Below are 20,153 nucleotides of genomic sequence, written 5' to 3'. Positions count from 1 at the left end.
TTTAACTATTTCATTATTGGCATGGCTGATGCAGTTACCTTTCTTGTAAATAGACTCACCATTTTTACTAGAAGGAGCAACCTATGAAACTAGTGGCTGCAATTATTAAACATTTCAAACTCGATGATGTACGTGAAGCCATTGCAGAAGTTGGCATACAAGGCATTACCGTGACAGAAGTAAAAGGCTTTGGTCGTCAAAAAGGCCATACCGAACTCTATCGGGGTGCTGAGTATGTAGTGGATTTTTTACCCAAGCTTAAAGTTGAAGTGGCCGTAGGTGATGACCAGGTAGAACAGCTAATTGGTGCCATTATTCAAGCCGCTTATACAGGCTCGATAGGCGATGGAAAAATCTTTGTTAGCAACTTAGAGCAGGTTGTTCGTATTCGTACCGGCGAGATGGGTGCAGATGCCATTTAAGTTAGGCCTTTAGGTCTAAGGAGACCCAGATGGAAAACAATATCTATGCTTTGCAATATGCCCTAGACACCTTTTACTTTTTAATGGGTGGCGCCTTTGTTATGTGGATGGCAGCAGGCTTTGCCATGCTTGAATCGGGTTTAGTTCGTGCCAAAAACACCACAGAAATCCTAACCAAAAACATTGTACTTTACGGGCTGGCTTGCACCGCTTATTTAGCCGTGGGCTACCATATTATGTATGGCGGCGGATTCTTCTTGTTTGGAATGGATCTATTAGATACCCAAGCCGTTCTTACCCAATTCACTAATCGTGAAAATGGCTTTGATGGCGCTGCCATTTACTCTCCAGCTGCCGACTTCTTCTTTCAAGCCGTTTTTGTAGCAACCTGCATGTCGATTGTTTCTGGTGCTATCGCAGAACGCATGAAACTTTGGATCTTTTTAACCTTTGCCCTAGTGATGACCAGCATCATCTATCCTATTAGTGGTAGTTGGGGCTGGGGTGGCCAAGAAGTTTTTGGTCTTTATTCTTTGACTGAAGACTTAGGTTTTAAAGATTTTGCAGGCTCAGGCCTAGTGCATTTTGTGGGTGCTAGCGCAGCCCTAGCCGGTGTTATTTTACTTGGGCCTCGTATTGGTAAATATGGTGAACGAGGTGAAGTGCGTGCCATTCCAGGTGCTAATCTACCCTTAGCGACCTTGGGAACATTCATTCTTTGGCTAGGCTGGTTTGGCTTTAATGGTGCATCCGTCTTAAAACTTAGTGATATAACCAGTGCTCATAGCGTTGCGGTGGTTTTCTTAAACACCAATGCAGCCGCTTCAGGTGGCTTATTAGGAGCACTCATTATTAGCTACCTAAAATTTCGCAAAGCAGACCTAACCATGATTCTAAACGGCGCTTTAGCTGGTTTAGTCGCTATTACTGCTAGCCCAGATACAACTAGCCCAGTGTTAGCGGTATTGATTGGAGTTGCTGCAGGCATACTTGTCGTATTCTCCATTCTTTTAATGGACAAACTACAACTTGATGACCCAGTTGGTGCAATTTCTGTGCATGGTGTAGCCGGTTTATTAGGACTGCTAGTTGTACCATTAAGTGCAGAAGGCACTAGCTTCTTAGGTCAGCTTGCAGGTGCAGCAACCCTCTTTATTTGGGCGTTTGGCGCTTCCTTTGCTGTTTGGTGGCTACTAAAAAGATTCTTTGGCCTACGCATCAGCGCAGAAGATGAATACCAAGGTGCTGATATTAGCGAATGTGGAATGGAAGCCTACCCTGAGTTTTCTAACAAAGCTTAATAAGAAAACTAAAAGCCTTCTAGCCTAAGGGTTAGAAGGCTTTTAGTTACAAATCTTAGGGTAAGTATACATTAGATAATAATTTTTTGTTATTTAACACCTTTACATTCTTATAGCTAGAATTTAATTTAGACGAGTTTATAAAAAAATTTACAACATTCATATAAATCACACCTTAAAACTTTAAGCATTTAATTTTATTAGTCTGTATACTCACACCGCTATTAAAATAGCACCGTATGAAATTTCTTAAAATCTTAGGATGGATTATTATGTTTAAAAAAATCGTAGCAGTAGCAGCACTTGGTTCTCTATTTGTACTTGGTGGTTGTGCAACGGGTACTTCACCCGTAGGCACTGGTTTGATCACTGATGTAAAGGGTCCTATTACTGCAACTGAACTTAATGGCAGCAAATCTGGTTCAGCTTGTGCTACATCGATTATTGGTTTAATTAATAAAGGTGATGCATCTATTGCAGCAGCTAAAGCTGATGGTGGTATTACCAATTTAGCAACTGCTGATTACCACACAAAAGGTTTCTATCCTTTCGTTGGCACTACTTGCACCAACGTAACTGGTAACTAATTAGCCTTAAAGCTAAGCGTGTGTTACACACGCTTAGCTTCCAGCTTTAATTTAATGCATTTCAATACTGCTTACTCATTTGCTGCCTAGTGATTCTAAACCGACCATTCTAATCCCTGTGGCAATTAACGCTAGACCAGCAACCTTATTAATAACGCTTACCGCCCAATTTTTTAGCTGCCTTCTTGCTAGTTGACCGCCCGCATAACCAAACATACTGTAAACCAGTAAATCAGCTAAAATGCAGGTTAAGCCCATAAGTAGTAACTGAAAAGCAAGGGGTTGATTTGGGTCAATAAACTGGGGTAAAAGTGCAGCAAAGTACATCAGCGCTTTAGGGTTAGCTAGATGAACAATCAAGCCTTGAGAAAAAGCCTTAGTCGCTGTTGTTTTAGTGCGTTGCGTTTTAACTTTAATAGCGGCTGTTTTAGAAAAAATTGCCGAAATTCCCAAGTAAAAAAGGTAAAGCACACCAAACCATTTAATAGCTGAAAATATAAGGTTCGATGCCACAATTAATGATGCAATACCTGTCGCAGATAAGGCAAAAAACAGGGCATCAGCACTAGCAACGCCTAGTACACTAAAAAATGCCATTTTTGCATTACTTGAAGCACCTTGAGCCGCAACCGTAATAGCTGAAGGACCTGGCACTAAAACAAGCATAACAGTGGTAATAAAAAAGAAAATGTAGAGTTCTGTGCTCATAAGTACCCTTAATCTAATGAACCAACCAGCAGTTGCCACTTAGCAACCCTTACCTAGATTCCGCAAGCATTCAAGTCTTTTTTTCTCTAAAATAGCAGCTGAGTAGTTTAGGCCAAGCTGAATAGCATTACACTTCAATCTTTTTATCTAAAACCTAGTGCAGCACAAAACTACAGCTCACCTAAAGCTTTTGTAGCAGTTTCATGCTTACTAAGGTGTGTTAGTATTGCAAAAAATAGTTAAAACTTGAGGATATATGGAAGAAAAAATGCAGCATAATGGAATTCATGTATGAAATACACGCGTATTTCTACTTATCTTATTTTTCTTACCATATTTTTACTACTTATCAACGTGGTTATGATTTTCTTCATCTTCCATACTGTTAAAGTGCTAGAAAATGATGCCAGTATAGTTAATCGTATGGGAGTTATTAGAGGGTCAATTCAGCGAATTACTAAGCTAGAACTCTCAGGTAACCGAAACCATTACACCAACCTAATTGAAGAAACAGACCAACTAATTGAAAGCTTATTAGAAGACAAAAAACTAGTATTTTTTGCTAAAGACTATACAGACTTCGATATTGAAAACATAATAATCATTCAAAATAAATGGCATCATCTCAAGAAGTTGTTAGCAACCTACCAAGCAAACCCAACCACCCCTCTTTTAATACAAATTCTAAATGAAAGCGAAGCGTCTTGGGAGTTAACCAACTTTGTAACTTTAAATGCTCAAGAGGTTGCTGAAAGCAAAGTTTCTGGCATTAATAATTTTTATATCATCTTACTAATTTACACTATTAATGTTCTCTTGGTTATATGGGTTGTTTATTCCTACGTGAGAAACAACCTTGAATTTAAAGCTTCTTACGACTCACTAACTGGATTAGCAAACAGGCATTCATATGAAAAAACTATAGAAGCTGAAATTGAAAGAAGCAACCGTTATAAAACAAATTTTAGTTTGATAATTTATGATATTGATTATTTTAAAAAAATAAATGATACCTATGGGCATGAAGTGGGTGACAAAATACTAATCGAGCTTTCTAACCTAGTTAAAAACACCCTGCGTAAAAGTGATGAGGTTTTTAGGGTAGGTGGTGAAGAGTTTGCAATTATAACGCCTGAAACCGATGCTACTCAAACGCTAGTATTAGCTGAAAAAATTCGAAAAGAGGTTGAAGCTGCAGTTTTCTATAATGATATAAAAGTAACGCTTAGCCTTGGTGTGGCAGACTCCTTTTCCGGCAAGACAATATCAGACATCTATAGACTAGCTGACCTAGCCTTATATAAAGCCAAAAATGCAGGTAGAAATAAAGCTGAAAAACACCTTTAGTTTACTGTTCGGGTAAATGATAAGCACACGGCCTTAACGAACCGAAGTTCATCCGCAGTTTTCTCGAAATCCTCAAGCCCTTGAACAGCAGCTATGCCACGACCACGGCTCGTAAGCAGGATTGGGCGACCTGTAACCTGAGTTCGATAAACTACCCTTCCTAGATTAATCTTTAGATCTTAAAGAGAGACAACATCTTCTGAAAACTTTACTTGCATGACACCTAGCCCAAAGTAGAGCAGCTATCACTATTAGCACCACTTAACAGGTGCCATCAAGAAAATATAATGCTGCAAAATACCTTGTTAAATTGCATTCGGCTCAACCTTGAAGTGGATGAGAGCAACTTGATCTCCATTATAATCTACTCGCGACTCAGTCTCATAAGGACAAAAACCAAGTTTTGAGTAAAAAAGAAGCCCCGCTACATTTCGGTTAAAACACGACACAGTTACAGTTTTGGCATGGTACTTTTCAAAGGCTAGCTTGGTCATATGCGAGATTAAATAACGGCCTACACCGGTGCCTCTGCAGTCAGAAGAAACTATAACATTGCCAATTGAGCATACCCCTTCTTGCCAGCGATAAAAATTTGCAAAGGCAACAACATGCCCATCTTTTTCCACCACAGTTGCACTCGCACGCGTTTGAATGCTAAGGCGCACATCAGCCACGGTTAACGGAAAAGTTGCTCTAGGAAAACAGTAAAAAAGCTCTTCTCGTGTTTCTGTTAACTTACAGATTTGTTCAATATCATCTTCTGTTACTTCTCGAGTAAACATAGATTCCATCCTTTTTAATTTAACGCCTTACTAACGCTAAATAAGAAGCCCCCCCGACTATCGAGAGCTAGAAAGTGCAGGAGAGTTTATTGTAAGGCTGTAAGCCAAGCATGGGCTGAAACGATCTTTTTGGCATGAGGCTGGGTATCCAACTAAAAGCAGTAAAGCATAAATGCTGAAAAAAGCTAATTAAAATGGATACTGCCTACCTCATGGTATCTTGTTAGCTTAATTATATTGTACCGTCACTCTTAGTTGGCTTAACTCTAGCAGAACCCGATAGCTTTAAATTTTCATTAATTGATACAATCCTTAAGACTGCCATTTTTTTGTGAAACTCATCAAACTTTTCTGTAAGACTAGAATCTGCAAAAACTCCCATTGAGTTCTCAGATGCGTAATCAATACAGGAAACATCTAAATCATTAGCAACTATAAAAGCCTTAACAATAACGGAAAAAGTCAGTGGCGCTTTATGATCTACTTGACACTCTTCCCATTCAACAATATTACCTGACACCGCACATTGTACAGGTCTATTTTTAAACTGTTCAATTTTAAACTCTCTAGTTCTTTTACGTACAGAAAACCGACAAACACTGGAAAAATACTGCAAATCTGAAGGCACTCCGCTAATTGCCATTCTGTAACTGAAAAGCTGCTCATGAATTTCTCCATCAAGCTGACCAACAAAACAAAAACATTTTGTAGTCCTAAACTCTGGATGGCGGACAACCATTACACTTAAAATTTTATTTTCATTTAATTCATCAGGCAAAATACCTAAGCCTGATACAACATCTTCTGCAAACTCTTCTACTTCATCTGATGGGCCTGTATCCTTAAATGCTAAAGCAATTATATCCTTAGCATCCTCATCATTAAGGCTCTCACCAAAACTATACTTATCAAATATTTTTTTGTAGAACTTTAAAGCAGCGGTCTTTGATGGAAAAATTTTATTTCCAATAGTTATAGAGAACCTGCTCATTTACTGTGCTAACTCCTTGATAAGCCAACATTTTATTAGCAGGCTAGCTCAAATTGCCTCTGCTGATTAAATTTAACTTTCTAACCTAACTTACCGATTTTTATGAAAAAAATCTATTAACCCATTGGTTGATACTAGGCGAAAACGAACAGGCTGGCATTCCATAAAAAAACCGCCCTAGCTATTACAACTAGGGCGGTTTGTATTTTTTTCTGCTGGCTTAGTTTTTTAAGTTATAAAGAGCCGCTCCAAGCTTTTGGCTCAAAACTTAACGTAGCAAAGTAATCTTCTAGCGTTTCTGCACGGCGAATCCGTTCTACACTGCCATCGGCTTTAAGCAATAACTCTTGTGGGCGAAGTTTGCCGTTGTAGTTAAAGCCCATTGCCTGCCCGTGTGCGCCGGTATCTTGAATTATCAGCAGGTCGCCTTCCTCAACCTTAGGTAAAGCACGTTGTATTGCAAATTTATCGTTGTTTTCGCATAAGGAACCAACGACATCGACCAGCGGGTCTTGTGGGCTAGGTTCTTTGCCCAACACAGCAATGTGGTGATAAGCATTATACATACCTGGGCGCATTAAAGCCGACATACAGGCATCCACACCAACATAGTTGCGGTAGGTTTCTTTGCTGTTAATGGCTTGAGTCACTAACACACCATGCGGGCCGGTAATATAACGGCCACTTTCCATATAAACTTTGGGCTTATAACCCTGCTTTGCTGAAAATGCTTCTAGCAGCTTGTGCGTTTCTTCGCCCAACAATGCCACATCAAACACGGCTTCTTCAGGACGGTAAGGAATACCCAGCCCGCCACCAATGTTAATAAACTCAAACTGAATGTTAAGCGTTTGACCAATTTGTGCCGCTAGGTCTAGCAGCATTTGGGTGGTTTGTACCATATAGCTAGCATTGCATTCATTAGAGGCCAGCATGGTGTGTAAACCAAAACGCTTAGCGCCTCTTGCGCGGGCTTTTTCAAAGGCGGCAAAAATTTGTTCATGCGTTACGCCATACTTGGCTTCCGTGGGCTTGCCAATAATGCTATTACCACTACGTGCAGCACCTGGGTTATAACGAAAACAAACCAGCTCAGGCATTTCAGGTACTTTATCAATTAAATTAATATCATCTAAATTAAGAATACAGCCGCCTTCTTCTTGGGCAGCCATAAACTCTTCTAACGACGTATTATTGGAGGTGAACATAATGTCTTCACCTTTAGCACCGGCTTGGCGAGACAATATAAGTTCAGCAATGGAGCTGCAATCAAAGCCAAAACCCATGTCCGCCATAATGCGTAAGATGCTGGGGTTAGGCAGGGCTTTAACCGCATAGTATTCACGAAAACCCTCTACTTTAGAAAAAGCTTGTTGTAACTGGCGACCAGTTTCACGAAAGCCTTCTTCATCATAAAGATGAAAAGGTGTGCCAAAATGCGCGGCGATATCGGGCAGCTTAGGGTAAAGGCGTTGAGAAAAATCATTAGAAATGGGCATAAAAGCAACCTGTTATAGCGGTGAGTTTTTTAGTGCTGCTTCAATACGCAACATGGCTTCTTGCACTTTATCAAATCTGTTAAAGGCACTAATACGCACATGGTTTTCACCACAAGGACCAAAACCCACACCGGGCGTACAAACGATACCCGCTTCATTCAGTAAGAAATCAAAGAAGCCCCAAGCATCCTGTTCCACTTGTACCCAAATATAAGGCGAGTTATCGCCTCCCACGCATGAAAAACCCATGCGCTGCAAAGCCGCACGAATATGCGCTGCATTGTTCAGATAATACTGAATCAAGGCTTTTACTTGCGCCTTACCTTCTGGGCTATAAGTGGCTTCTGCTGCACGTTGTACCGGATAAGAAACGCCATTAAATTTAGTGGTTTGGCGGCGCATCCATAAATCACGCACCGATACTGCGTCACCCGCAGCTGTGTAGGCTGTACAAGCTTTAGGCACAACCGCATAAGCGCAACGCACGCCGGTAAATCCAGCGGTTTTTGAATAGCTTCTAAATTCAACAGCCACTTTATCTGCGCCTTCAATTTCATAAATAGAATGCGGCAAGTCTTCGTCTTGAATAAAGGCTTCGTAAGCGGCATCAAACAAAATTAAGGCTTTGTTTTCAAGGGCATAATTAACCCACAAGGTTAGCTGCTCACGGGTGATACTGGCACCTGTTGGGTTATTAGGAAAACACAGGTAAATTAAATCGACAGGTTCTTTGGGTAAGTCTGGCAGGTAGTTGTTATCTGCCCTGCACTCTAAATAAACCACGCCAGTACGACCTGCCATTACATTGGTGTCTAAATACACGGGATAAACAGGGTCGGGAATGGCTAGGCGTATATCTTGGGCAAATAGTTCTTGAAAGTTACCCACGTCGCACTTAGCACCATCGCTAACAAAAACTTCATCAGCCGCTATGTTAGCGCCGCGTGCTTGAAAGTCGTGTTCGGCAATGGCCTCGCGCAAAAAGTCATAGCCTTGCTCGGGGCCATAGCCCCGAAAAGTTTTGCTTGAGGTTAATTCATCAATGGCTTGGTGCATGGCTTGCACACAAACACTTGGCAAGGGTTGGGTTACATCACCTATGCCTAAACGAATTAATTCCTGCGTTGGGTTTTGCTGTTGAAATGCCTGAATACGCTGGCTAATTTCTGCAAATAAATAGCTGTTTTGTAGTTTTTGAAAACTTTCATTAATACGAATCATAATGGCTCCATTAAAAATGCATCTACAGCATTGGCTGCTTCACGTCCTTCACGAATTGCCCAAACCACCAGCGATTGACCACGGCGCATATCGCCAGCACTAAATACTTTAGGTACGTTGGTAGCATAACCATCTTTAGCATCCGTTGAAGCTTTGGCATTGCCACGGGCATCTTTTTCTACACCAAAACCTTCTAAAATACTGGCAACTGGGCTAACAAAACCCATCGCCAATAAAACTAAATCAGCTGGCCAAATTTGCTCACTATTAGGCACTTCTTCAAACTTGCCGTCTTTCATTTCAACACGCACGGTTTTAAGGCCAGTTAGCTTGCCTTCACTGCCGATAAACTCTTTGGTGGCTATGGCAAATTCACGTTCACACCCTTCTTGGTGACTAGAAGAAGTGCGTAATTTATAAGGCCAGTAGGGCCAGGTTAATGGCTTGTCTTCCTGTTCGGGTGGTTTAGGCATTAGTTCAAACTGCACTACCTTGGCTGCACCTTGACGGTTGGATGTACCCACACAGTCTGAACCCGTGTCACCACCGCCAATAACAATAACCTGCTTATTAGCTGCACGAATTTGCTCAGGCATAGCAACGCCAGCGTTAACGCGGTTTTGCTGGGGTAAAAACTCCATTGCAAAATGCACACCCTCCAGCTCACGACCGGGAACAGGCAAATCGCGGGATTGTTCTGAACCGCCGGTTAGCAATACCGCATCATAGTCTTCTAACAGGCTGGCAGGCGTTACATTGGTTGTGGCCCAGTTGGTCACTTTAGTACCTTCAGGCAGTTCACCAACTAGGGTATTAGTACGAATCTCCACACCTTCGGCTTTAAGCTGCTCTACCCGCTTGTCTATGGCTTCCTTTTCTAGCTTAAAGTCAGGAATACCAAAGCGTAATAAACCACCCACTTGGTCATTTTTTTCAAACAAGGTGACGCTGTGCCCTGCTCTGGCTAACTGCTGAGATGCAGCTAAACCTGCTGGACCAGAACCCACCACGGCTACTTTTTTGCCGGTTTTTTGTTGGGCAATTTGTGGCTTAATCCAGCCTTCTGCTCTGGCACGTTCAACTATGGCGCGTTCTATCGACTTAATGCCCACTGGGTCGGAGTTGATATTTAAGGTGCAAGCGGCTTCACAAGGTGCTGGGCAAATTCTTCCCGTAAATTCAGGAAAGTTATTGGTGGAATGCAAAACCTGACTGGCATTTTGCCAATCTTGGCGGTACACCAAATCATTAAAATCTGGAATAACATTATTCACTGGGCAGGCGTTATGGCAAAAGGGCGTGCCACAATCCATACAGCGTGCACTTTGTTGCTTGGCTTGTTCAGGCGTTAATTCATGAACAAATTCTTTGTAATCCTTAATCCGTAACTCCACGGCTTCATAATCTTCTTCAATGCGCTGGTAGTTGAGGAAACCTTTGGTATGTTCCATTTTTATACCCTCCAATCAGTGGTTGTTAGCTGCGCTAGGGCTTGGCCATATTCATTGGGATAAACTTTAATAAAGTGGCTTCTGGCTATTTCCCAGTTAGCCAAAATCATTTCAGCCTGTGGCGAAGCGGTTAGCTGTAAATGTTCTTCTAGTAGGGCTTTTAATAAAGCTTCATCTGACTTGCCTGTGTGCAAAGGTATAGCGGCGGCAAGTTGCTCTGCTTCTGTTAAGACTGGCTCTAATGCCACTTGGGCAGTATTGCAGCTTTGGGCAAATAGCTGGTCTGGATCATAAACATAGGCCACACCGCCCGACATACCTGCCGCAAAGTTACGGCCTGTTTTACCTAATACCACCACTGTACCGCCAGTCATGTATTCGCAAGCATGGTCACCCACACCTTCAACCACTGCACTGGCACCGGAAAGGCGTACAGCAAAACGTTCACCAGCTACACCCTTAAAGAAGGCAGCACCAGAAGTTGCACCGTAAAGCACGGTATTACCCACAATAATGTTGTTAGTTGCTTGCCCTTTAAAGTCTGCGCTTGGACGAACAATTAACCGCCCGCCAGAAAGTCCTTTGCCGGTGTAATCATTGGCTTCGCCCACTAAATCAAAAGTAATGCCTTTAGCTAGAAAAGCTGCAAAGCTTTGACCACCCGTACCTGTGCAGTGCACTTGTAAGGTGTTATCCGCTAAACCTTCTGGGAAGTGGCGAATAAATTCACCAGAAAGCATAGCGCCCACTGTGCGGTGAATGTTTTTAACTTGGGTCTGAATTGTTACTGGCTTAGCCTGCAATAAGGTTGGTTTAGCCTGTTCTATCAAAGACTGGTCTAAGGCTTTATCTAAACCATGATCTTGCTGGCTAGTGTGAAGGCGAGCAACGTCTGCTGGTGCTGTAGATTGAGCAAACACACGAGCAAAATCTAAGCCTTGGGTTTTCCAATGCTCAACACCTTCACGCATGTCTAATAAATCCACCCGACCGACTAGCTCATCGAACTTACGCACACCCAGTTGCGCCATAATTTGGCGAACTTCTTCAGCAATAAAGAAGAAGAAATTCACTACGGCTTCAGGCTTACCAGAAAACTTCTTACGCAAAATAGGGTCTTGCGTGGCGATACCCACAGGGCAGGTATTTAAGTGGCATTTACGCATCATAATGCAGCCAGAAGCCACTAGGGGTGCGGTTGCAAAACCAAATTCATCTGCACCTAATAAAGCACCCATAACCACATCACGGCCGGTTTTCATTTGACCATCGGCCTGCAAGCGAACTCGACCACGCAAACGGTTAAGTACAAGGGTTTGCTGGGTTTCTGCTAAACCTAATTCCCAAGGTGTTCCAGCGTGCTTAATAGAACCCCAAGCCGCTGCGCCTGTACCGCCATCATGTCCGGCAATAACGATATGATCGGCTTTGGCCTTAGCTACACCTGCGGCAATGGTACCAACACCCACTTCTGATACTAGCTTGACGGAAATATCAGCACGCTGATTGACGTTTTTTAAGTCATGAATAAGCTGTGCTAAATCTTCTATCGAGTAGATATCATGGTGAGGCGGCGGTGAAATAAGCCCTACACCCGGTACTGAGTGGCGTAATTTGCCGATGTATTCAGTCACTTTACCGCCGGGTAACTGACCGCCTTCACCGGGTTTAGCACCCTGCGCCATTTTAATTTGAATCTGATCGGCTGAGGCTAGGTATTCGGTGGTTACACCAAAACGACCTGAAGCAACCTGCTTAATTTTCGAGCGCAGGCTATCGCCTTCACGCAAGATGTAATCAACCTCAAGGGTGTTGTCATCCATAATCTCGCTGAGTTTTGTGCCAGCATTAATGGTCTGCCCCTGCATCTCTTGGCGATAACGGGCATGATCTTCCCCACCTTCACCTGTATTGCTTTTGCCACCAATACGGTTCATGGCAATGGCAAGGTTCATGTGGGCTTCAGTAGAAATGGAACCTAAAGACATAGCGCCGGTTACAAAGCGTTTAACAATTTCACTGGCAGGTTCAACTTCTTCTAGTGGAAGGCTGTTTTCAGGGTTGGCACGAAATTCAAACAAACCACGCAAGGTCATCTGACGCTTAGATTGGTCATTAATAATCTTGGCGTATTCAGCAAAGGTTTCAAAACGATTGCTTAAAGTACTGTGCTGGAGTTTTGCTATGGCATCGGGTGTCCAAGCATGTTCTTCACCGCCTGCACGCCATGCAAAATCACCACTGGCAGCTAGCTGTGAATTAAAATCTGAGGCCTTTTTAAAAGCTTTGGCGTGGCTCTGCATAGCTTCTTCGGCTAGGTCAAAAATATCCAAACCACCAATTTGGGTAGGCGTACCAGCAAAGTATTTTTTAACCAAGGCTTCACTCAAGCCAACGGCTTCAAAAATCTGTGCACCGCAGTAAGACATATAAGTGCTTATGCCCATTTTGGACATGATTTTGGTTAGCCCTTTGCCTATCGCTTTAATAAAGTGGTTAGAGGCTTCTTCTGCAGTAATACCTAAATCAGGAGCAATAGCAGCCAAGGTTTCTAAGGCTAAATAAGGGTGCACTGCTTCTGCACCGTAACCTGCCAAAACAGCAAAGTGATGCACTTCCCTAGCGCTGCCGGTTTCAACCACCAAACCAACCGAAGTACGTAAGCCTTTTTTTACTAGATGCTGATGAATAGCAGATAAAGCCAGCAAAGCAGGAATGGCTAGGTGCTCACTATCCATATTGCGGTCGGTCAAAATAAGGATATTGCTACCTTTACTAATTGCCTCGACTGCTTCTGAACAAAGGTAAGCAACACGGGCTTCTATACCTTCCTTGCCCCAAGCTAGCGGGTAAGTAATATCAATTTCACTTTTACGGAATTTACCGCCGCTGCTCTGCTCGATAGCACGCAGGCGGGCCATATTGGCAACATCTAAAATGGGTTGAGCAATTTCTAAACGTAACGAAGGGTTGGTGGCATTAATATCCAGTAAGTTAGGGCGTGGGCCAATAAAGGACACCAAAGACATAACCACCGCTTCACGAATTGGATCAATCGGCGGGTTAGTTACCTGGGCAAATAACTGGCGGAAATAATGGTAAAGCGGTTGCTGACGCTTAGATAAAATAGCAATTGGCGCATCGTTACCCATCGAGCCAATGCCTTCTTCGCTTTTAGTTGCCATAGGTGCTAGCTGGTATTTAATGTCTTCTTGGCTATAACCAAAAGCTTGTTGGCGTACCAATAAAGATTCTTTAAAAGCTAAAGGCGGTGTATCACTGGTTAAGTTTTCTAAACAAATGCGTACATTGTCTATCCACTGGCGATAAGGCTTGGCAGAAGCATAAAGGCGCTTTAGCTCTTCATCTTCAATAATGCGGCCTTGGTCCAAGTCGATTAAAAACATCTTGCCTGGTTGTAAGCGCCATTTGCGCACAATTTTTTCATCGGGAATCGGCAACACACCTGATTCAGAAGCTAGCACTACTACATCATCATCGGTTACCACAAAACGTGCTGGACGAAGGCCGTTACGATCCAGGGTTGCACCAATTTGGCGACCATCTGTAAAGACCATCGCCGCTGGACCATCCCAAGGTTCTAACATGGCTGCGTGGTATTCATAAAAAGCGCGGCGCTGTTTATCCATAAACTGATGCTGCTCCCAAGCTTCGGGAATCATCATCATGGCAGCTTGTGCTAAGGGATAGCCCGCCATAACTAGCAGTTCCAGCGTGTTATCAAAAGTTGCTGTATCTGACTGACCATCAAGGCTAATGGGATAGAGTTTTTTTAAGTCATCACCCAAAACAGGCGATGCCATAACGCCTTCCCTTGCTCGCATCCAATTAAAGTTACCTTTAACTGTGTTGATTTCGCCATTGTGGGCAACCATGCGATAAGGGTGAGCTAAGGGCCAAGAAGGAAAGGTGTTAGTAGAAAAGCGCTGATGCACTAGCGCAAAGGCAGAGGTTAGCTGTTCGTTTTGTAAATCTAAATAGTATTTGCCTACCTGATCGGCCAGTAACAAGCCTTTATAAATAATGGTGCGGCAAGACATGCTAGGCACATAGTATTCAAAACTATGGGTTAGGTTTAAGCGGGCAATACGTGACGAAGCCGTTTTACGAATAACATAAAGCTTACGTTCCAAAGCATCGGACACCAAAATATCCGTTCCACGACCGATAAAGATTTGGCGCATTACTGGCTCACTCGCCAAAACCTCAGACGACATGGATAAATCACGGTTAACAGGCACATCGCGCCAGCCTAGTAACACTTGTTTTTCTGCGGCAACTGCTCTTTCTAGTTCACGCTCACAGGCTTGGCGAGCAGCGGCTTCTTTGGGTAAAAAAACCATACCCACACCATAATCGCCCGGCGGTGGCAGCTTCACACCTTGCTTAGCCATTTCACTACGATAAAAAGCATCAGGTATTTGAATAAGCAAACCTGCGCCATCACCCATCAGTGGATCAGCACCCACAGCACCCCGGTGATCTATATTTTCGAGAATTTTTAAACCCTGTTGCACTATGCTGTGCGACTTTAAACCTTTAATTTGGGCAACAAAGCCAACACCGCAAGCATCATGCTCCGCATTGGCATAAAGCCCAGTATCTATAGCATTTTGAATTTCTGAAGTTCTAGCTCCAAAATTTGCTTGAGTCATAGAGGCGCTCCCTATCATCTGAATTAAAATAAAAAGGCAGTTTTATTAACCTAGACTGCTTCACTTTATTTTTATTCTGCAAGGATTAAGCCAACCTTAGAAAAACCTAAGCTTTATGGGCGCTACAGCTAAGCTGTTATTTTTTAAGCAAGGATAATTAAAAGACTTTGCGCTAAAAACGCGCAGCCATGCACCAAAGCTGTGCGTGGTGAGAAGTGAGTAGCTAACTTTCTTATTGATATATTTTTCAGCAAATTGCTATACTTTGTAAGACATTGTACAACATTCTGCATGGGGTAAAGTTATGAAAGCAGAAATGCTGAGCACTCGAATTGATCAAGAAACCAAACTAGCCTTCACCAATGTTTGTGAAGAAATAGGCCTAAGTCCTTCTCAAGCAATAAAGCTGTTTGCTAAAGCAGTCATTAACTATGGTGGCATTCCATTTGAGCTAAAAGCTAAGCAACCTAATGCGCTAACCGCTGCGGCTATAGAAGAACTTGAGTCTGGCAGGGGGCATACTGCATCTACTATTGAAGAGTTACTAGGTAACTTAGAGACGGGTAAGCCTAACAATGCTTAAACTCGAGTATTCCTCGCAATTTAAGAAAGACTTTAGGAAAATAACAAAACTGCCAATACCAGATATGGTTGAAGTTGGTCACTTAATAAAACAATTACAGTTAGGTAAAACATTACCTGAAAAACATGTTGATCATGCCTTGTCAGGCAACTGGCATGGCTTTCGTGATTGCCATGTTAAACCAGACCTAGTTTTAATTTACAAAATAGAAGAAACAAGCCTGAAACTTGCCAGAATAGGAACACACAGTGAGCTATTTGGTTAACTGAATTTCCCCACTTCAATAGTCAAGTACATCTTAGCGGTTTGGTTTTTAAAATTATCCAATAAATCATTATAGAGTAGTAGCTTGGCTAAAATTATTCCTCACCTTCACTCCCTAAGTTTGTGGCTTCTATATTTAGGTCTTTAATTTTGCGGGTTAAAGTATTGCGCCCCCAGCCTAATAGTTCAGCGGCATCTCGTCGCCCACCAGCAGCTTGTTTTAAAGCGGCTTCTATCATAATGCGTTCAAACACGGGCAAGGCTTGGTTAAGCAAACCTTTATGCCCTTGTTGCAGGCTGTGTTCTGCCCAGTGGGATAAAGCGATTTCCCAAGATTTCCAAGATTGAGCGTTACTTTGGGTGGGTTCTGCATTTAAAAGCTCAGGCGGTAGGTCGCTAACCATCACTTCACGGCTAGAAGCCATAACGGTTAACCAGCGGCAGGTGTTCTCTAATTGGCGAACATTGCCCGGCCAGGCTTGCTGGCTTAAAAAGGCTTGGGTTTCTGGTAAGAGTATTCTAGGTTCAACATTCAGTTCACTGGCTGCTTTTTGTAGAAAATGGGCAGCCAGTTTAGCTATATCTTCACGTCTTTCGCTTAGTTTGGGCAGATGAATTCGTATAACGTTCAAGCGGTGGTAAAGGTCTTCACGAAAACGTCCTTCGTTAACTAGAATTTCTAAATCTTGGTGGGTGGCGGCAATAATACGAACATCCACTTCGATAGGCAGGTGGCCGCCTACCCTATAAAAAGTACCGTCTGATAACACTCGCAATAAACGTGTTTGGGTTTCTAAAGGCATGTCACCAATTTCATCAAGAAACAGCGTGCCGCCTTTAGCTTGTTCAAAACGCCCTTTACGACTGGCAGCAGCGCCGGTAAAAGCGCCTTTCTCGTGACCAAACAGCTCAGATTCAATTAAATCTTTAGGAATAGCCGCCATATTTAAAGCAATAAAAGGCTGTTGGGCACGTGGGCTATGGCAATGCAAGGCATTAGCAACCAGTTCTTTACCTGTACCCGATTGCCCGTGAATCAGCACTGTCATGCTGGAGTGTGACAGGCGACCGATAATACGAAATACCTCTTGCATGGCGGGTGCTTCACCAATAATGGCACTACTGGCGGCTGGGTATTCGCTTGTTGCTGTCTGCTCTTGAGCATGGGCTAAGGCGCGTTGCACAAGTGCAACTAGCTCGTCTAAATCAAAGGGTTTAGGTAGGTATTCAAAAGCACCGCTTTGGTAAGCTTTAACTGCGCTGTCTAAATCTGAATGGGCGGTCATTATAATTACTGGTAGGTTAGAGTAACGCTGATGCACTTCTGCCATTACCGCCAAACCATCCATACCCTGCATACGAATATCGGTCACTAAAATGCTTGGCTGGCTGGTCGCTAATTTTTCTAAGGCTGCTTCACCACTGGTAAAGCTGGTAACCACAAAACCAGCTCGTGTTAGGGCTTTGTCCATAACCCAGCGCATCGATTTTTCATCGTCAATAATCCAAACTTGATCAGTCATGGCGTGCGGCTCCTGAGCGGGGTGCTAGCTTAGATTTAAAAGGCAGAAAAATACGAAAAATAGTAGAACCCACTTGGCTATCGCATTTAATTAGCCCGTTATGCTGCTGCACTAAGGCTTGGGCGATAGGTAAACCTAAGCCTGTGCCTTGTGTGCGCCCAGTGACCATAGGGTAAAACAAAGCTTTAAGTAGTTTGCTATCAATACCTGGGCCATTGTCTTCTACTTCGACTAAGCAAACTAAACGGTGTCTTTGGGTGCCAAGTGTAAACTGCCTGAGTGCTCGTGTTCGTAAACTTATGGTTGCTGGGCGCTCACTGGGGTTTTCTAAAAGTGCTTGGGCTGCATTACGTACTAGATTAAGCACGACTTGAATCAAGCTATCTAGGTCGGCAGGTAGTTCTGGTAGGCTAGGATCATAGTCACGTACTAGCTTAATTGCATCGCCTACTTCAGCTTGCAAAATAAGACAAACACGCTCTAGTACCTGATGAATATTAATCCAAGTAAAATTCATCTGCTGGTGAGAACCTAACATACGATCAACTAGCTGACTGAGTCGGTCGGCTTCATCAATAATAACGTCTGTGTATTCTTTTAATTCTGAGTTGGGTAATTGTTGGGCAAGCAGTTGTGCCGCACCACGAATACCACCTAAGGGGTTTTTAACCTCATGCGCCATGCCTTGCACTAAAGCGCGTGTAACTTGGTTAGCAGTCAAAAGGCTGGCTTGCCGACTTAGGTGTAAAACACGGTCTTGGGGCAATAATTCTACTAACAACTGTTGCCCTTGCTGTTCTGTTTCACTTAGGGGCGTGGCGGTATAATCAAGCGTCATTACCTGTGCACTGCTTGGAAAATGCAGGCATGCTTCACGACGGGTATAAGGGCGTTTTTCTAATAAAGCCTGGTGAAGTGCATCTAAACAGTCGTCATCTTCCCAAAAAAACAGCGTAATGGGGCGATTTAATAAATGGGCACGACTGGTTTCAAAAAGCTGCTCTGCTGCTAAATTGGCATAAAGCACACACAAGTTTTTATCGAGCAACAAAACCGCAACCGATAGCTGCTCTAACAGTGCATGACTTAAATTAGCTGAATAAGCGGTGGGTGGATTCATAAATAGGCTACTTACAGGTTAACTCCATAATAAATAAGTATGCCCCATTAAGGGGCATAAGTATTTACAGGCTGTAGTACATATCAAATTCAGCTGGGTGAACTGACTCACGTAAACGAGCCACTTCGCTTTTTTTACAACCAATATAGGCTTTTAACATATCTTCAGAAAACACTTCACCTTCTAATAAAAAGCTTCTATCTGCCCATAAAGCATCCAAGGCTTGATCTAAGCTATAAGCAACCTGAGGAATGTTTTTTTCTTCTTCGGGTGGCAAGTCATAAAGGTTTTTATCCATTGCATCGCCGGGATGAATTTTGTTTTTTATACCATCTAAGCCAGCCATTAATAAAGCTGAAAAAGCTAAATAAGGGTTAGCGGTAGGATCAGGAAAGCGGCATTCAATACGCTTACCTTTGGGGCTTTTTACCCAAGGAATACGAATGGACGCAGAGCGATTACGGGCAGAATAAGCCAACATCACCGGTGCTTCATAACCTGGTACTAGGCGCTTATAAGAGTTAGTGCTGGGGTTGGTTATCGCATTAAGGGCGTGAGCATGTTTGATAATGCCACCAATATAATGCAAGGCCATTTCAGACAGGCCAGCATAACCATCGCCTGCAAAGAGATTTTTACCCTCTTTAGATAAGGACTGATGAACATGCATACCTGAACCGTTATCACCTACTAAGGGCTTAGGCATAAAAGTGGCGGTTTTATCCATTGCATCAGCGGCATTATGTACACAGTATTTTAATAGCTGAACTTCATCGGCTTTTTTGACTAAGGTGTTAAACGGCACACCAATTTCACACTGCCCCGCATTAGCAACTTCGTGGTGATGCACTTCAATTTCTAAACCCATCGCTTTCATGGCATCACACATGGCAACACGCACATCGACTAACGAATCGACCGGTGGTACGGGGAAGTAACCGCCTTTAACTCTGGGGCGGTGTCCGGTATTTTTTCCGTTAACTAACTGCTCTGTTGCCCAAGCGCCTTCGTCAGAATTAATTTCAAAGCTCACGCCCTGCATGGTTTCTTTCCAAGTAACAGAATCAAAAACAAAAAACTCAGGTTCAGGGCCAAAGTAGGCTGTATCAGCAATACCTGTGGACTGTAAGTAGAGTTCTGCACGGCGTGCGATAGAACGAGGGTCACGGTCATAGCCAGACAAGGTAGCTGGTTCAACAACATCACAACGCAGAATAACCGTTGGCTTTTTGGCAAAGGGATCCATCACAGCCGTGGAATCATCAGGTAAAAGCGTCATATCGGAAGCTTCAATTCCTTTCCAGCCATGAATTGATGAACCATCAAACATTTTTCCTTCTTCAAAGGCCTCATCATCAAAAGCTTCGGCTGGAAAAGTAATGTGGTGTTCTTTACCTAGGGTATCGGTAAAGCGTAAATCTACCCACTCGGCTTGATGCTGGTGAATAAGTGCTTGGGTTTTGTTAGGCATAAAATAAATCCTCTAAGTCAAAGTTACTATCACAGCTAATTGCTGTATTAACTAAGAGTTAGCAAATTCCATGCCACAAGAAAAAAGCCCGTAAATACAGGCAGATAAGCTAATAAATGCAACAAACATGCACTCTAATGGTGCACAGCCTAGTATTTGCACCAAGCTAAAGCGAAGGGCAGGACTGCTGCTAAATGGCGAGCTGTC

The 20,153-nt window shown here is 43.0% G+C and carries 17 protein-coding genes; 6 read left to right on the top strand and 11 right to left on the bottom strand.

Features of this window, described 5'->3' with window-relative positions:
- Positions 1–83 precede the first annotated feature (83 nt).
- The 3 genes from H571_RS0103230 (at position 84) to H571_RS0103220 (ending at position 2,310) form a co-directional block, all read left to right on the top strand.
- Entirely contained in the window at positions 84–422 is a 339-nt protein-coding gene (locus H571_RS0103230; protein ID WP_027848055.1) for a P-II family nitrogen regulator, read from the top strand.
- Positions 423–451: 29 nt separating this feature from the next.
- Entirely contained in the window at positions 452–1,723 is a 1,272-nt protein-coding gene (locus H571_RS0103225) for an ammonium transporter family protein (RefSeq protein ID WP_027848054.1), read from the top strand.
- 239 nt (positions 1,724–1,962) lie between these two features.
- Positions 1,963–2,310: a TRL-like family protein gene (locus H571_RS0103220; protein WP_211219749.1), complete on the top strand. Its 348-nt coding sequence runs from the start codon at positions 1,963–1,965 to the stop codon at positions 2,308–2,310.
- A 75-nt stretch (positions 2,311–2,385) separates the two neighbouring features.
- Here the strand turns inward: H571_RS0103220 and H571_RS0103215 are convergent, their stop codons facing one another.
- Entirely contained in the window at positions 2,386–3,018 is a 633-nt protein-coding gene (locus H571_RS0103215; protein ID WP_027848052.1) for a LysE family translocator, read from the bottom strand.
- 291 nt (positions 3,019–3,309) lie between these two features.
- On the opposite strand from H571_RS0103215, the gene H571_RS15430 reads away from it, so the two are divergent.
- Complete coding sequence (locus tag H571_RS15430) at positions 3,310–4,365, top strand: GGDEF domain-containing protein (protein ID WP_051168112.1); 1,056 nt, start codon at positions 3,310–3,312, stop codon at positions 4,363–4,365.
- Here the strand turns inward: H571_RS15430 and H571_RS16075 are convergent.
- The 7 genes from H571_RS16075 to H571_RS14030 all read right to left on the bottom strand — a co-directional run bounded on the left by H571_RS16075 (position 4,362) and on the right by H571_RS14030 (position 14,985).
- A complete protein-coding gene (locus H571_RS16075; RefSeq protein ID WP_281167264.1) occupies positions 4,362–4,535 on the bottom strand; it encodes a type II toxin-antitoxin system prevent-host-death family antitoxin in 174 nt (57 codons plus the stop codon). The genes H571_RS15430 and H571_RS16075 overlap by 4 nt on opposite strands.
- Positions 4,536–4,670: 135 nt before the next feature.
- Entirely contained in the window at positions 4,671–5,147 is a 477-nt protein-coding gene (locus H571_RS0103205) for a GNAT family N-acetyltransferase (protein ID WP_027848050.1), read from the bottom strand.
- Positions 5,148–5,379: 232 nt separating this feature from the next.
- The gene (locus H571_RS0103200; RefSeq protein ID WP_027848049.1) at positions 5,380–6,138 is read right to left on the bottom strand and encodes a DCL family protein; all 759 of its coding nucleotides are present in this window, start codon (positions 6,136–6,138) and stop codon (positions 5,380–5,382) included.
- 233 nt (positions 6,139–6,371) lie between these two features.
- The gene (locus H571_RS0103195) at positions 6,372–7,637 is read right to left on the bottom strand and encodes a diaminopimelate decarboxylase (protein ID WP_027848048.1); all 1,266 of its coding nucleotides are present in this window, start codon (positions 7,635–7,637) and stop codon (positions 6,372–6,374) included.
- A 12-nt stretch (positions 7,638–7,649) separates the two neighbouring features.
- Entirely contained in the window at positions 7,650–8,858 is a 1,209-nt protein-coding gene (locus tag H571_RS0103190; RefSeq protein WP_027848047.1) for an LL-diaminopimelate aminotransferase, read from the bottom strand.
- Entirely contained in the window at positions 8,855–10,309 is a 1,455-nt protein-coding gene (locus tag H571_RS0103185; RefSeq protein ID WP_027848046.1) for a glutamate synthase subunit beta, read from the bottom strand. Before H571_RS0103185 ends, H571_RS0103190 begins: the two co-directional genes overlap by 4 nt.
- Before the next feature lie 2 nt (positions 10,310–10,311).
- Positions 10,312–14,985 (bottom strand): glutamate synthase-related protein, encoded by a 4,674-nt coding sequence (locus tag H571_RS14030; protein ID WP_051168111.1) that lies wholly within the window; start codon positions 14,983–14,985, stop codon positions 10,312–10,314.
- Between the two features lie 304 nt (positions 14,986–15,289).
- Here H571_RS14030 and H571_RS0103175 point away from each other — a divergent pair, with 304 nt between their 5' ends.
- Positions 15,290–15,568, top strand: a complete 279-nt coding sequence (locus tag H571_RS0103175) for a type II toxin-antitoxin system RelB/DinJ family antitoxin (RefSeq protein ID WP_027848045.1) — start codon at positions 15,290–15,292, stop codon at positions 15,566–15,568.
- On the top strand, positions 15,561–15,833 hold the full coding sequence (locus H571_RS0103170) for a type II toxin-antitoxin system RelE/ParE family toxin (protein ID WP_027848044.1): 273 nt from the start codon (positions 15,561–15,563) through the stop codon (positions 15,831–15,833). The genes H571_RS0103175 and H571_RS0103170 overlap by 8 nt, the downstream gene beginning before the upstream one ends.
- Before the next feature lie 94 nt (positions 15,834–15,927).
- Here the strand turns inward: H571_RS0103170 and glnG are convergent, their stop codons facing one another.
- The 3 genes from glnG to glnA form a co-directional block, all read right to left on the bottom strand.
- The gene (glnG, locus tag H571_RS0103165) at positions 15,928–17,355 is read right to left on the bottom strand and encodes a nitrogen regulation protein NR(I) (RefSeq protein ID WP_027848043.1); all 1,428 of its coding nucleotides are present in this window, start codon (positions 17,353–17,355) and stop codon (positions 15,928–15,930) included.
- The gene (gene glnL, locus H571_RS14025; RefSeq protein ID WP_051168110.1) at positions 17,348–18,475 is read right to left on the bottom strand and encodes a nitrogen regulation protein NR(II); all 1,128 of its coding nucleotides are present in this window, start codon (positions 18,473–18,475) and stop codon (positions 17,348–17,350) included. The genes glnG and glnL overlap by 8 nt, the downstream gene beginning before the upstream one ends.
- 64 nt (positions 18,476–18,539) lie before the next feature.
- Positions 18,540–19,946, bottom strand: coding sequence for a type I glutamate--ammonia ligase (gene glnA / locus H571_RS0103155; protein WP_027848042.1), 1,407 nt, complete (start codon positions 19,944–19,946; stop codon positions 18,540–18,542).
- Between the last annotated feature and the right edge of the window lie 207 nt (positions 19,947–20,153).

Source organism: Marinospirillum minutulum DSM 6287, from assembly GCF_000422325.1.
Taxonomy (GTDB): Bacteria; Pseudomonadota; Gammaproteobacteria; order Pseudomonadales; family Halomonadaceae; genus Marinospirillum; species Marinospirillum minutulum.
This window is presented reverse-complemented; position numbering and strand designations above follow the sequence as displayed.

Coding starts and splice junctions, on each gene's coding strand:
- H571_RS0103230 (WP_027848055.1), top strand. CDS start 84: ATGAAACTAGTGGCTGCAATTATTAAACATTTCAAACTCGATGATGTA.
- H571_RS0103225 (WP_027848054.1), top strand. CDS start 452: ATGGAAAACAATATCTATGCTTTGCAATATGCCCTAGACACCTTTTAC.
- H571_RS0103220 (WP_211219749.1), top strand. CDS start 1,963: ATGAAATTTCTTAAAATCTTAGGATGGATTATTATGTTTAAAAAAATC.
- H571_RS0103215 (WP_027848052.1), bottom strand. CDS start 3,018: ATGAGCACAGAACTCTACATTTTCTTTTTTATTACCACTGTTATGCTT.
- H571_RS15430 (WP_051168112.1), top strand. CDS start 3,310: ATGAAATACACGCGTATTTCTACTTATCTTATTTTTCTTACCATATTT.
- H571_RS0103205 (WP_027848050.1), bottom strand. CDS start 5,147: ATGTTTACTCGAGAAGTAACAGAAGATGATATTGAACAAATCTGTAAG.
- H571_RS0103200 (WP_027848049.1), bottom strand. CDS start 6,138: ATGAGCAGGTTCTCTATAACTATTGGAAATAAAATTTTTCCATCAAAG.
- H571_RS0103195 (WP_027848048.1), bottom strand. CDS start 7,637: ATGCCCATTTCTAATGATTTTTCTCAACGCCTTTACCCTAAGCTGCCC.
- H571_RS0103190 (WP_027848047.1), bottom strand. CDS start 8,858: ATGATTCGTATTAATGAAAGTTTTCAAAAACTACAAAACAGCTATTTA.
- H571_RS0103185 (WP_027848046.1), bottom strand. CDS start 10,309: ATGGAACATACCAAAGGTTTCCTCAACTACCAGCGCATTGAAGAAGAT.
- H571_RS14030 (WP_051168111.1), bottom strand. CDS start 14,985: ATGACTCAAGCAAATTTTGGAGCTAGAACTTCAGAAATTCAAAATGCT.
- H571_RS0103175 (WP_027848045.1), top strand. CDS start 15,290: ATGAAAGCAGAAATGCTGAGCACTCGAATTGATCAAGAAACCAAACTA.
- H571_RS0103170 (WP_027848044.1), top strand. CDS start 15,561: ATGCTTAAACTCGAGTATTCCTCGCAATTTAAGAAAGACTTTAGGAAA.
- glnG (WP_027848043.1), bottom strand. CDS start 17,355: ATGACTGATCAAGTTTGGATTATTGACGATGAAAAATCGATGCGCTGG.
- glnL (WP_051168110.1), bottom strand. CDS start 18,475: ATGAATCCACCCACCGCTTATTCAGCTAATTTAAGTCATGCACTGTTA.
- glnA (WP_027848042.1), bottom strand. CDS start 19,946: ATGCCTAACAAAACCCAAGCACTTATTCACCAGCATCAAGCCGAGTGG.